Origin of the sequence: uncultured Halovibrio sp., from assembly GCF_913056445.1 — a bacterium.
Taxonomy (GTDB): Bacteria; Pseudomonadota; Gammaproteobacteria; order Pseudomonadales; family Oleiphilaceae; genus Halospina; species Halospina utahensis_B.
Genome location: NZ_CAJXMA010000004.1, coordinates 1 through 13,100 on the forward strand (window position 1 = coordinate 1; position 13,100 = coordinate 13,100).

11 protein-coding genes are annotated in these 13,100 nt (G+C 61.8%); 5 read left to right on the forward strand and 6 right to left on the reverse strand.

All coding sequences use genetic code 11. The features are described 5' to 3' along the window. The first annotated feature begins 147 nt into the window (after positions 1 to 147). Both QZ501_RS01940 and QZ501_RS01945 read left to right on the forward strand, forming a co-directional pair. Positions 148 to 534: a DUF4168 domain-containing protein gene (locus tag QZ501_RS01940; RefSeq protein WP_151440373.1), complete on the forward strand. Its 387-nt coding sequence runs from the start codon at positions 148 to 150 to the stop codon at positions 532 to 534. 139 nt (positions 535 to 673) lie between these two features. Further along, complete coding sequence (locus QZ501_RS01945; protein ID WP_151440374.1) at positions 674 to 1,069, forward strand: DUF4168 domain-containing protein; 396 nt, start codon at positions 674 to 676, stop codon at positions 1,067 to 1,069. A gap of 58 nt (positions 1,070 to 1,127) precedes the next feature. Here the strand turns inward: QZ501_RS01945 and QZ501_RS01950 are convergent, their stop codons facing one another. Then, positions 1,128 to 1,865 (reverse strand): DUF481 domain-containing protein, encoded by a 738-nt coding sequence (locus tag QZ501_RS01950; protein WP_192497309.1) that lies wholly within the window; start codon positions 1,863 to 1,865, stop codon positions 1,128 to 1,130. Between the two features lie 95 nt (positions 1,866 to 1,960). Here QZ501_RS01950 and QZ501_RS01955 point away from each other — a divergent pair, with 95 nt between their 5' ends. Continuing rightward, positions 1,961 to 2,626: an SDR family oxidoreductase gene (locus QZ501_RS01955; protein ID WP_151440376.1), complete on the forward strand. Its 666-nt coding sequence runs from the start codon at positions 1,961 to 1,963 to the stop codon at positions 2,624 to 2,626. On the opposite strand, the gene QZ501_RS01960 is transcribed toward QZ501_RS01955, so the two are convergent. From QZ501_RS01960 to QZ501_RS01970, 3 genes are all read right to left on the reverse strand, one after another. Further along, complete coding sequence (locus tag QZ501_RS01960; RefSeq protein WP_151440377.1) at positions 2,615 to 2,926, reverse strand: hypothetical protein; 312 nt, start codon at positions 2,924 to 2,926, stop codon at positions 2,615 to 2,617. The genes QZ501_RS01955 and QZ501_RS01960 overlap by 12 nt on opposite strands. 98 nt (positions 2,927 to 3,024) lie before the next feature. Continuing rightward, entirely contained in the window at positions 3,025 to 3,804 is a 780-nt protein-coding gene (locus tag QZ501_RS01965) for a crotonase/enoyl-CoA hydratase family protein (protein WP_151440378.1), read from the reverse strand. A gap of 98 nt (positions 3,805 to 3,902) precedes the next feature. Next, on the reverse strand, positions 3,903 to 5,705 hold the full coding sequence (locus QZ501_RS01970) for an acyl-CoA dehydrogenase (RefSeq protein ID WP_160899292.1): 1,803 nt from the start codon (positions 5,703 to 5,705) through the stop codon (positions 3,903 to 3,905). 114 nt (positions 5,706 to 5,819) lie between these two features. Here QZ501_RS01970 and QZ501_RS01975 point away from each other — a divergent pair, with 114 nt between their 5' ends. Together QZ501_RS01975 and QZ501_RS01980 are read left to right on the forward strand one after the other, a co-directional pair. Then, positions 5,820 to 6,824 (forward strand): helix-turn-helix domain-containing protein, encoded by a 1,005-nt coding sequence (locus tag QZ501_RS01975; protein ID WP_295716755.1) that lies wholly within the window; start codon positions 5,820 to 5,822, stop codon positions 6,822 to 6,824. A 122-nt stretch (positions 6,825 to 6,946) separates the two neighbouring features. Beyond that, a complete protein-coding gene (locus tag QZ501_RS01980; protein WP_295716757.1) occupies positions 6,947 to 9,241 on the forward strand; it encodes a TonB-dependent receptor in 2,295 nt (764 codons plus the stop codon). A 281-nt stretch (positions 9,242 to 9,522) separates the two neighbouring features. On the opposite strand, the gene QZ501_RS01985 is transcribed toward QZ501_RS01980, so the two are convergent. After that, positions 9,523 to 11,577 (reverse strand): NADPH-dependent 2,4-dienoyl-CoA reductase, encoded by a 2,055-nt coding sequence (locus QZ501_RS01985; protein ID WP_160899290.1) that lies wholly within the window; start codon positions 11,575 to 11,577, stop codon positions 9,523 to 9,525. A 67-nt stretch (positions 11,578 to 11,644) separates the two neighbouring features. Then, complete coding sequence (locus QZ501_RS01990) at positions 11,645 to 13,087, reverse strand: HDOD domain-containing protein (RefSeq protein ID WP_151440383.1); 1,443 nt, start codon at positions 13,085 to 13,087, stop codon at positions 11,645 to 11,647. Between the last annotated feature and the right edge of the window lie 13 nt (positions 13,088 to 13,100).

A 13,100-nucleotide genomic window follows, 5' to 3' on the forward strand; every position in this document is an offset into this window, starting at 1 on the left:
TCACACCCTCAGGCACTCCAACTCATGGCGTTTACTCAACAGAGGGACCAGTAACTGATTAAGAAACGGCAACTTTCAGACTGTGATCCTGCGCTGGCACAGCTCCTGCAACGAGACAGTGCGAATCCAGCAAAGGAGACTTCCATAATGATTCGAATCACCAGTCTTGCACTTGCACTGGCACTCGGCCTGACCGGCGCCCAGGCACTGGCCCAGGATTACGGCAGCGGCGAAGGCCAGCAGGATCCGGGAATGGAACAGTCCCAGCAGCCGGCGGACTTCTCGGACGAAGAGCTGCAGCAGTTCGTCAATCTTCAGGACAGCATTGGCAAGATCCGCGAGGAATACGTCTCCCAGATCGAGGCGGCGGAATCCGAGGACAAGGCGCGCCAGCTTCAGCAGGAAGCCCAGTCCGAAATGGTCAGCGCCATTGAGGATGCCGGCATGTCCGTTCAGGAATATAACGCCATTGCCGTGGCCTATAACTCCAATCCGGACGTCCAGGAGCGAGTGGACGAAATGGCCGGCGAATAAGGCTTTACCCGCTGTCATGAACGCCTCCTGCGGGAGGCGTTTTCATTTAACATCTATTCATTCGACGCCGTTCTGGCATAGCAGTTGTTTCCTCTGGGGTGTCGCACCACACAACCCGTTACCCTGAGGAGGTACCAACATGAAACTGAAAGCACTGACCGCAGCCATCGCATTCGCACTGAGTACTGCCGGCATGACCGCCGTGGCACAGGACAGCAGCACGGGTCAGGCCCAGCAGAATCAGGGCCAGAGCATGAGTGCCCCGGAGCAGCAGAACACCGACTTCTCCGACGAAGAACTCCAGAACTTTGTTGAGCTGCAGGATGAGATCGGTAAGGTTCGCGAGGATTATGTGTCCCAGATCGAATCTGCCGAATCCGAGGACAAGGCACGCGAACTCCAGCAGAAAGCCCAGACCGAGATGGTCAAGGTGATTGAGGACGCGGGCATGACCGTTGAGGAATACAACGCCATCGCCGTGGCCTACAACTCCAATCCGGAAATCCAGGAACGCGTGGACAAGATGTCCGAATAACAGTCAGCCTGGATCAGCCTGCAAGCCCCGCCCTCTGGCGGGGCTTTTTTATGGGTACTCAGAAGCCGTAGAGCAGCGTCACCGCCGTAATCGTGTCCGTCCGCTCAGTCCCCGTCGGCGGATTGGAGTTGTGCTCAACCGTGTAGGAGAGCTTCATGGCCAGGGAACTGTTCACGTTTGCCTGGAGCGCGGTCACTGAGCGCGAAATGGCATCCCCGTCATCCAGACTTACTTCGGTTTCCGCCTCCTGGCGGAAGTGCGCGGTTTCTGACAGCTGATAGCGGAAGTCAGCAGCGAGACGCCCTATGGGATCTTCCTCTTCCTCCCCTTCCTCGGGATCAGGGGTATCGAACCGACCGTAACGATAACCCAGACCGCTCGATACATCGAAGTAGCTGTCCCCTTCGCTCCAGAGGCGTCGCCCGTAGCCGGCCGAGGTCGAGGCCTGGAACTGGTAACCACTGAAATCATCGTTGGAGTAACGGCCCCGGACAAAGACGAAGTCATTGGGATTGAACTTGTAGTCGAGCTGGGTCGCCGCGGAATAGCGTTCGGCGGTCCGCTCCCCGCCCTGTTCCGCGTACCGGGACTGGAGAAGGACATTCTGCCGCCAGTCGTTCCAGTTGCGGGTGACATCCGCCTCACCGGAAATCGTGGTTTCCTCGGTATTGCCGGAGGTTTCAACAAGGCCAAGTTCAACCGAGCCGCTCCATTCGTCCGACTCCTGCGCCGCAGCCGGTGCTGTCAGGGCTACAGCGATGCCTGCCACCAGTAATGACCTTTGTATCTGCAACACGTTTTCCTCCTCAATGGTTTCGTAATAGGCTGTTGATACGGCGCAGGTTACCAGACAGGCCTGCGCTGACCAGTTAAATCACGACAGGAGGACTCATGAGCCAACACGTGGTCATTACCGGTGCCAACCGTGGCATCGGACTCGAACTCGCCCGCCAGTGGCACGAACGCGGTGACCGGGTAACAGCGCTGTGCCGCGCAGCCTCGGATGAGTTGAAGTCCCTGGGCGTGAATATCATCGAAGGCGTGGATGTTACCGACGACATCAGCCTTGGCAAGGCGCGGCGCAATCTCGAGGGGGAAACCATCGATGTGCTCTACAACAACGCTGGCCTGATGACCGATGAGAACCTGGCGGATATGGACTGGGATCGGATCCAGACCCAGTTCGAGGTGAACACCCTGGGGCCGCTCAAGGTCACCACCGCACTGCTGGAGCTGATCCCCAAAAGCGGTAAAGTCGTCATGATGACATCCCGGATGGGATCAATCGCAGACAATGACTCAGGCGGGCGCTACGGTTACCGGATGACGAAGGCTGCACTCAATGCCGCCTCACAATCACTGGCAGTGGATCTGCAACCAAGAGGCATCAGTGTCGGCATTATGCATCCAGGCTACGTTCAGACGGCCATGACCGGCAATACCGGCCACATTACGCCCAGCGAGGCCGCAGAACGGCTGATCCAGCGGGTGGACGAACTGAACCAGGAAAACAGCGGGGTATTCCGGCACTCGGACGGGTCCGAGCTACCCTGGTGAATTGCTGCGGGAAAGCTTGCGACGACGGCGGTGGCTGACCTTGACGCCACTGCCCTCTTCCTGCTGCGGCTTGCCGGTGGCCTGCGCCACATGCGGGCCACCCTCTTCCGGCCAGGCCGCCTCAAAGGCCTGGTAGCCCTCACGGATCAGGCGTACCAGCTCCAGGGACTGCATACCATCCGGCACTCTGGAAGGGCTGCCTGAAAAATGCTTGGTCCGGGGGCGCCCCTCGAACGTCAGCTCCAGGCCACTGCTGTGGCGAGCTTTCTGGCTCTCCACGTCGATCTGCCAGTCGTCCATCGTATTCAATCTCTTGCAACGTTACATACGCTTAAGGTTGGCAGCATATCGGCGCTCAGACTGTGGATCAACCGGCAGAACGCCCACCCCGGGCCCGCTCAGGTCCCCTTGAAGACCGCCTCACGCCGCTCCAGAAAGGATTGGATGCCTTCCTGGACATCCTCACTCCGCATGACCGGAGCGAGATCCGGAAACAGTCGGGCCTTCGCCGCATCATGCCCCTCTGTGCGGGCGATACGCGAGGAACGCAGACTGCCCTGAACACCCAGGGGGGCCGCCCTGGCGACCTTTTCCGCCAGTTCACGGGCACGCTCAAACTGCTCTCCGGGCGCCACCAGCTCCTGCACCAGCCCCCACTCATGTGCCTGAGAGGCGCTCCACTCATCCCCGGTCAGCAGATAACGCTGGGCATTGGCCCATCCGATCTCCTCCTGGAGACGGATGGTCGCGCCACCGCAGGCGAAGATGCCGCGTTTGACTTCCAGCTGGCCATAGCGCGTATTGTCCGCCGCTACCCGGATGTCCGTGTTGAGCATCATCTCCACCCCGCAGGTGAAGCAGATCCCCTGGGTGGCATAGACCACGGGCTTGTCCATGGCCGGTCCCACGATTCCGAAGGGGTCCATCTCGCCCTCGTTCAGGGTCAGCCCCTCACCGTTGGCGAATACGCCCGCCCAGTCGTCCAGTTCCAGACCCGAAGTGAAGTGATCCCCTTCGGCATAGACCAGCCCTACACGCAGTTCCGGCTCGCGGTTCAGCCGGCCGTAGGCGGCGGCGATGTCGTGGTACATCTGCCGGTTCATGGCATTCATCTTCTCCGGCCGGTTCAGGCCGATGAACAGGATGTGATCCTTCGCTTCAACATTTACCAGAGCCATAGTCCCATTTCCTGAATCTTGTTATTTCACCGCAGGAGCGCGCCCTGCGCGCGATGGATTGGATCGCTTGCAGCGCAAGCTCCTACCGCCCTTCGTGGTCAGAACCATTCATCGCGCATGGCATAGCAGGTGTCGTCCTGGTTCTGCAGCAGGACCAGGTCCTGGGCCACCGTGGGCAGCTCCCAGTGGAAGAAATACTGCGCGGCCTGCAGCTTCCCCTGGTAGAAGGCCTCATCAGCCGCCGAGACCTCACCAGCCAGGGCGGCACTGGCCGCATTGGCCTGACGCAGCCACATCCAGGCCACGCAGATGTGGCCGAAGAGCCGCAGGTAGACACTCGCATTGGCCAGCCCCTTCTCCGGGGGCTCCTGGGCCAGCGCCTGCCCCAGGGACTGGGTGACCTTGCCGGCCTGTTGCAGGGTTTCGCTCAGTGAATAGGCCCATTGCCGGCAGCGCTCGTCCGGCGCCTCCTGAAGGTCCGCCTGAATGGCTCCGAACAGCTGCTGGATGGCCTCGCCGTTGCCCTGCCAGACCTTGCGCCCCAGCAGGTCCATCGCCTGGATACCGTTGGTGCCCTCGTGGATGGGGTTGAGGCGATTGTCCCGCCAGCACTGCTCCACCGGGTATTCGCGAGTGTAGCCGGCGCCACCGTAGACCTGGATGGCAAGATCATTGGCCTTCGGCCCGTACTCGGAAGGCCATGCCTTGATGACGGGCGTCAGAAGATCCAGCAGCTGACGCGCCTGATGGCGCTGAGCCTCGTCCGGGTGGGTATGGCTGTCGTCCATCAGCCGCGCGCCATAGAAGCACAGGGCCAGCGCCCCCTCCATCCAGGACTTCTGCGCCAGCAGCATGCGCCGCACGTCCGCATGCTGGATGATCGGTACCGGCTCGGTGGTCGGATCCTTCTCGGAGGGCGGCCTCCCCTGGCGACGATCGCGGGCGTACTCAAGGCTGTGCTGGTATCCCCGGTAACCAATGGCGGCAGCCCCGAAACCGACACCCACACGGGCCTCGTTCATCATCTGGAACATGTACTTGAGGCCCTGATGGGGCTCGCCCACCAGATAGCCATGGCAGTCCGCATCGTCCCCGAAACTCAGCGCCGTGGAGGTGGTGCCCCGGTACCCGAGCTTGTGGATCAGCCCGGCCAGGCCCACGCCATTGCGCTCCCCGGGATTGCCGTCCGCATCCAGCCGGTACTTGGGCACGATGAACATCGAGATGCCCTTCACTCCCGGAGGCGCCCCATGGATGCGTGCCAGCACCAGGTTCACGATGTTGTCGCTGAGCTCATGCTCGCCCCCGGAGATGTAGATCTTGGCGCCCTTGATCAGATAATGCCCCTCGTCCGTGGGCTTGGCACTGGTGCGCAGATCCGCCAGGGAGGAACCGGCCTGGGGTTCGGTCAGCGCCATGGTGCCGGTGAATCGCCCTTCCAGCATGGGCTGCAGGAACCAGTCCTGCTGTTCCCGGGATCCGAAGGTGCGGATGACATTGGCCGCCGCCGTGGTCAGGAAGGGATAGCCCGCTGTGCTGGGATTGGCCGCCATGAAGAAGCCATTGCAGGCGGTCATGACCGTCTCTGGCAGCTGCATGCCGCCCAGATCGTAATCATAGCGCCCAGCAATGAAGCCGGCCTCGGCGTAGGCCTCCACTGCCGCCTTCACCTCCGGGCGCATGGTGACTTTGCCGTCCTCGAAACGGGGCTCTTCCCTGTCGGCCAGGCTGTTGTGGCTGGCGAACTGCTCCCGGGCGATACGCTCCGCCGTATCGAAAACCGCATCGAAGGTCTCCCGGCTGTGATCGCTGAAGCGCTCACGCTCATTCAGGGATTCGGTATCCAGCACTTCGTAGAGCTGGAACGCCAGATCGCGTCGGTCAAGCAGGGTATCGGCCATGGCGATGGGGTCTCCAGTGATTCATTCCATGCCCACACTGCCACAACCGACCATGGCCGCCTACTGTCATCAATGACACAATATTGGCGGATCCTGCCAGCCATGGATGCCGGAATGCCCCAACCCGAGCACTACCAGGTCACCATCATCGGCTTTGAGAAAGCCCTGGCCACCGCCATTACCGGCGTCATGGATCTGTTCCGGATGGCGGGCGTAACCTGGGCCCGTATCCACGATCAACAGCCGGAACCAAGGTTCAGCGTTACCCTCGCGACCGCTGACGGTGGCCCCTGCCACTGCGTCAATGGCGTCAGCCTGATGGCCGGCAGCCGCTGGGACACGGCACCACAGGCCGATCTGGTGATCATTCCCACCATCGGCGGCGACATTGACGGGACCCTGGATGCCAACCGGACGCTGCTTCCCTTCCTCCAGCGGTGGCACGACGAAGGCCGCGACCTGGCCAGCAACTGCACCGGCGCCTTCCTTTTGGGGGAGGCCGGCCTGCTGGACGGTCGCGAGGCCACCACTCACTGGGGCTACAGTGGCCTGTTCCGTGAACGCTACCCGGAAGTGGACCTGCGCCCCCACCGGCTGATCACCGCGGATGACAACGTCTTCTGCGCCGGCGGCGGCATGGCATGGCTGGACCTCGGCCTCTTCCTCGTGGAGCGCTACTGCGGCGTGGATACGGCCCGTGCCCTGGCCCGGGCCTTCGTAATGGACATGGGCCGGGAAAGCCAGGCCGCCTATGGCAGCATCCACGCGCGGCGCTACCACCAGGACGAGGCCATCAGCACGGTACAGGACTGGCTTGCGGAACACCTCGCCGAGTCCATCCGCATTGACCAGCTGGCCGAGCACTTCCATATGACCCCGCGCACCTTCAAGCGCCGCTTCCGCAATGCCACCGGCGATACCCCCCTGCGCTACCTCCAGCAACTGCGCGTGGAAAAGGCCAAGAAACTGCTGGAACAGCCCCACCGGCGCCTGGCGGAAATCACCCGGGCCGTGGGTTACGAAGACACCAGCGCCTTTTCCCGGCTCTTCCATGCCCGTACCGGCATGACGCCGGGGGCCTACCGCAGCCGGTTCCTGCCTTCAACGCCCTCCGGATAACCTGAAGAAAATAAAAGATTGACACTGCGTTAAGCTTTAAATAACCTTTTGCGCACAATAATCGTTCTCATTACGTTTCTTTATCAATTTCAAGCTCAGTCCAGCGGAGAAGAAAGAAAACCATGCAGACAATCCACTCCCGACGCAGAACCCTCGCACTAGCCGTTGCCGCTGCACTCACAACCGGCGCCGCCCAGGCTCAAGAAGGCGGATCCCAGCAGGATTTCACGCTGGATCAGCTGACCATCACCGGCGGACCGGAACGCATCAGCAATGTGCCCGGCTCGGCCCATGTAATCGATGAAGAAGCCCTCGACCGGCACAACTACGGTGACCCCATCCGGGTGCTCAGGCAGATCCCGGGCGTGAACATGCGCCAGGAGGACGGTTTCGGTCTCTTCCCGAACATCGGCATGCGGGGCACGGCTACCGGCCGCAGCAGCAAGATCACGCTGATGGAGGACGGCATCCTGGCCGCTCCTGCTCCCTATGCAGCCCCTTCCGCCTACTACTTCCCGCCGGTTGGGCGCATGCACAATGTGGAGGTCCGCAAGGGCTCCAGCGCCATCCAGTACGGCCCCTACACCAACGGCGGCGCCCTCAACATGATCTCGACGCCGATCCCGTCCGAGGAATTCAGTGGCCGCATCCAGTCCATGCTCGGCTCCGACGGCGGTGAGCGCCATCATGCCCACATTGGCGGCTCCGAGGGGCAGTGGGGCTGGATGATCGAGGGCTACACCGATGGTTCCGATGGCTTCCGCGACCTGGATACGCCGCGTGATGTGCAGGGCGAGCGCAGCGAGAACCTGAGCGAGCAGGACACCGGTTTTGAACGCCGCGAATTCGTGGGCAAGCTGCGCTGGCACTCCGCCCCGGGCGCCGAGTACTACCAGCAGGTGGACCTGAAGGTTGGCATGGGCGAGCGCGACGCCAACGAAAGCTACATGGGCCAGACCCTTTCCGATTTCCGGAAGGATCCCTACCGCCGCTATGCCGCCTCGGCCCAGGATCGCTTCCACAGCGAGCGCGAGCAGTACAGCCTGACCCACTACATCGAATTCTCGGAGGATCTCGACCTGAGCACCACGCTCTACCGGAACAACTTTGAGAGGAACTGGTACAAGCTGGGGAATGTTGAGGGCACCAGCCACTCCGAGATCATCACCAACCCTGATGACAATCAGAACCTGCTGAACTGGCTCAAGGGCACCCCGGCCACCAGCGATGCCTACCAGGGACAGAGCAACCGGGGCCTGATCGCCAATGTTGATGCCGGCAACCGCAAGTACTACAGCCAGGGCATCCAGACGGAACTCGGCTATCGCTTTGAAACCGGCGACATCCAGCACGACCTGGACGTGGGTCTGCGCGTCCACGAGGACGAAATCGACCGGCATGAGTGGGACGATGAGTACGCCATGACGGAGACCGGCTCCATGGTGTTCACCGGCACCAGTGGCGGCCCGCGCACCGGCTCCAACCGCAAGACCGAGGCGGATGCCATTGCCGGCTACGTGCTCAACACCATGTCCTTCGGCCGCTGGCAGGTGATGCCGGGGGTGCGTTACGAGTCCATTGATCTTGAACGCACGGAGTTCGCTGATGTGGCGCGGAGCACCGTCAGCGGTGGCCGGGAGAACAGCTACGATGTGGTCACACCGGGCATCGGCGCCACCTACCAGGTCAGCGACGCACTGACATTGCTGGGGGGTGTGCACCGTGGTTTCTCCCCCGCTGGCTCCAAGCCGGATGCGGAAGAGGAAACCAGCATCAACTACGAGCTGGGCGCACGCTACAATCAGGGTGCCTTCTCCTCCGAGCTGATCGCGTTCTACAACGACTACGACAACCTGTTGGCCGAATGCAGCCTCTCCTCTGGGTGTAACAGCCAGCAAGTCCAGAACGGTGAAACCTTCAATGGTGGTGAAGTCGAGATCCAGGGCCTGGAGGCAACAGCACTCTACGATCTGGGCGCGGATCAGCAGCTCGGCCTCAACCTGCCACTCAGCGTGACCTACACCTACACCGAGTCAGAATTCACGAGCAACAACATTGACCGCGAATTCGCCTCCTGGGGCGATGCGCAGAAAGGCGATGAGCTGTCGGATATCCCCGAGCATCAGCTGACCGTCAGCGCTGGCATCGAGACCGGTCCCTGGTCCGGTGACGTGACCGGCAACTACGTCAGCGATGCCCGTTCCGAGGCCGGCAGCGGCGCTATCCCCGCGGACGAGACCATTGAATCCCGGTTCCTGGTGGATGTTTCCGGACGCTACGCCTTCACCGAACAGGTGAGCGGTATTGTGAGCGTCGAGAACGCCACGGATGAGGAATACATCTCATCCTGGAACCCGGCGGGTGCCCGCCCTGGCATGCCACGCACCTACTGGGCCGGTGTTGAAGTGAACTTCTGACATGCCCCCACTGACAGTGCGGACTGACAGAAATGCAACAGTGATGAAAAAAGGGCCCTCGGGCCCTTTTTTCATGGTGGACGAGGCACGTCCCCTTTAAACCTCAGGGATGCGGTCACGCCTTTCTACCTATTAATGGATTTTTGTTTGCATTTGAGATTGCTTATCATCTAACATGAAAACCATCGAAGCCAAGCTTCGATCTTGGGCAATCGACCCACCAGGGTCATGGCATGACAGGGACGTCACATCCTCGGGGGGCCTTCTGGCCCCCTTCTTCCTTACAGGGCAGCCGCCACCTCGGTCCCCTGCTGGAAGGCCCGCTTGGCATCAAGTTCCGTGGCGACATCCGCGCCGCCGATCCGATGGGTGATCACACCGCGACGGGTCAGCTCCTCCGACAGATCCCGATACGGCTCCTGCCCCGTGCACACCACCACATTGTCCACCGCCAGGACCCGGTCCTCATGACCGTCCTCCGTCTGGACACTGATGTGTAGCCCTTCGTCATCAATGCGCCGGTACTGTACGCCCGGAATCATCTCGACATTCCGGTTGCGCAGCTGAACCCGATGGACCCAGCCGGTGGTCTTGCCCAGCCCCTTGCCGGGCTTGGAGGTCTTACGCTGCAGCAGGTAGACCTCGCGCGGCGAGCGCTCCGGATGGGGTTCCGTCAGCGCGCCCGGCGACTCCCAGCTCGGGTCGACACCCCATTCGCGCTGCCAGTCAGCAACCGAGATCTGTTGCCCTTCGGGATGATGCTCGAAATCATGGGTCAGGAATTCACCCACGTCGAAGCCAATACCGCCTGCCCCGAGGATGGCCACGGACCGGCCCACGGGCTTATCACGGCGGAGGACATCGAGATAGCCCAACACCTTGGGGTGGTCGATTCCCTCGATCTCCGGGGTTCGTGGTTTCACGCCCGTGGCGATCACCACATCGTCAAAGCCCTCCTCAACCAGAGCATCCGCATCGGCACGGGTGTTGAGGCGGAGATCGATGGCCAGCAGTTCGATCTGGCGATTGTAATAACGCAGGGTTTCGGCGAACTCCTCCTTGCCGGGAATCCGCTTGGCATAGTTGAACTGACCGCCAATCACCGGATCCGCCTCGAACAGCGTCACCTGATGTCCCCGCCTTGCCGCTGTCGTGGCAGCGGCAAGGCCGGCCGGGCCGGCACCCACGACCGCCACACGATGGCTCACCGCGGCAAGGGTCGGATTGAGTTCGGTCTCACGCCCGGCGCGGGGATTAACCAGGCAGCTCGCCTTCTTCGCCTGGAAGACATGGTCAAGGCAGGCCTGGTTGCAGGCGATACAGGTATTGATCTCATCCGCGCGTTCCTGCTCGGCCTTGCGCACGAATTCCGAATCCGCCAGCAGCGGCCGGGCCATGGAAACCATGTCCGCATCACCACGTGCCAGCACGGTCTCGGCCGTGGCCGGGTCATTGATGCGATTGGTGGTCACGACCGGGATCTCGACCTCATTCCGGAACTTGGCTGTCACACCGGTAAAGGCAGCCCGGGGCACCGAGGTGACGATGGTCGGCACGCGTGCTTCATGCCAGCCGATCCCGGTATTGATCAGGGTGGCACCGGCCTGCTCGATCGCCTTGCCAAGCATCAGCACCTCGTCCCAGCTCTGGCCGCCTTCCACCAGGTCCGCCATGGAAAGCCGATAGATCAGGATGAACTCCGGCCCGACCGCTTCCCGGATCCGACGTACGATCTCGACCGGCAGCTGCATGCGATTCTCGAAAGGGCCACCCCACTTGTCCGTTCGCAGGTTGGTGCGCCCGCACAGGAACTGGTTGATGAAATAGCCCTCAGAGCCCATGACCTCGACGCCGTCATACCCGGCCTTCTGCGCGTACTGGGCGGCATCCACGAACGCCCGGATCTGGCGTTCCACACCCCGGGTGGAAAGCGCTCTCGGCTTGAAGGGATTAATAGGCGCCTGGATGGCGGACGCCGAAACGCTGAACGGGTGGTAGCTGTAACGCCCCGCGTGCAGCAGCTGCAGGCAGATCTTTCCACCGGCATCGTGAACCTCGCCCGTGACATGGCGGTGCAGGCGCGCCGTGGCCGGGTTGTTCATGGTGGAGGAAAAAGGCGCCAGCTGGCCGACCATGTTGGGGGCAAAGCCACCGGTTACCATCAACCCCACGCCGCCTTCAGCCCTTTCGGCAAAGTAACGCGCCATCTTGTGGAGATTCCAGAACCGGTCTTCCAGGCCCGTGTGCATGGAGCCCATCAGGACCCGGTTGCGCAGCTCGGTAAACCCAAGATCCAGGGGTTCAAGCAGGTTGGGATAGGCACTGTGACTGGTCATTTTCGACTCCGATGCCGGTGACTGACAGGGCGCAGAAGTCTAGCACAACACCGCATCGAGGCAGGAGTCAGCCCTTCTCGGAGAGGTTGTTCAGACAGAGCTGGGCCTGCTGCACAAAGTGGCTGAACGCCTGGAACTGTTCCTGGCCCGGGGGCTGGAACAGATCACTGTTATCCGAATAGAACAGGCCAACGACCCGTTCGCCCACCATCAGCGGACCGAACAGGCCAGCACGGCGCCCGATGTGGCGATCGAACCCTGGTCGATCCAGATTTTTCCAGGGCTTCTCCTGCGGCTTTTCCAGGTGAAACGACTCGCCCCGCAGTACTGCCCTGGTCAGTAACGCATCCCGGTCGTTCATATCGATGATGAATTCATCCCGCCAGTGCGCTGTCCCCTCACCCAGAACCTTGCGAGTGACCAGGTGATTGCCCTTGGGATCGCGCATCAGCAGCACCACCCTCTGGAGCCCGATGGCACGGTGCATGCCTTCCACCACCGTCTGGAACACCAGGTTCAGGTCCGGGTTGTCGACCAACAGTTCCGACAGCTCCCGCAGGATCTGGAGCTGCAGCATGGGGTCACCGTGGGAGTCCAGCTGGCCTTCACCCTGAGCACCACTGTCATCCCGATCCGGCAGCAGAGCCGTGACCTGGGGCATACCGTAAGACACCGCCACCTCCGCCGCTTCGCGGGAGTTCTCCTGGATGCTTTCGAGTAACTCATCCTTGGGCTGCTTCAGTGATCGGGCCAGCTTGTCCACGACCTGATCCACTTCCCGATCCTGCCAGCCGCGCTCAGAGGCTTCCGCCAGTGTCAGTGAATAGCGCACCAGTGACGACGCCGCTGAGTTCGCGCGCCCCGACGAAACCACCTCGCTCACCAGTGGTCCGAGAGACCAGGTGCTCACAAGCCCCCGCGTGATGCTGGCAAAGCTTGCTCCGATAACCTCCTTCTGGGCTTCCACGGGATCCATCTGGTTCATCTTACGGTCCAGCTCATCGGCCTGGGGAATACGGCAGGCCCAGAACGCCAGCTCGCCGATATGGCTGAGCAGCGCGGCCACAAAGACCTCCTCCTTTTTCTCGCCACTGCGTGAAGGCAGGAGAGAGCGGGCCTGGACGGCCGCATGCAGCGACCGCGCCAGACAACGCAGCAGGTGAGTACGTGGATTGCGCGAGAGCAGTGCATCGATCACCAGGGACGAGATCGCCATGGCCCGCACCGCATCAAAACCGATCAGGGTAATCGCCCGGCTGACGGTGCTCACGCTCACCCGGGAGCGGTTGTAGAACACCGTATTGGAAAGTCTCAGGACCTGAGAGGTCAGGTCCGCGTCCTTGAGGATGACATCCGCCAGCTGGTTGACGGTGGAGCTGTCGCTGTCCGTCAGCTTGCTGATCTCTCTCAGCGTTTCCGCCAGAACCGGCATTTCCACCTGGCTCAGGTACTGCACCCAGTTATTGGGCGACCCGCGGGTCGGGGGCTGTGTGGATTCCGTTTCGGCCATGACACCTCTCGCT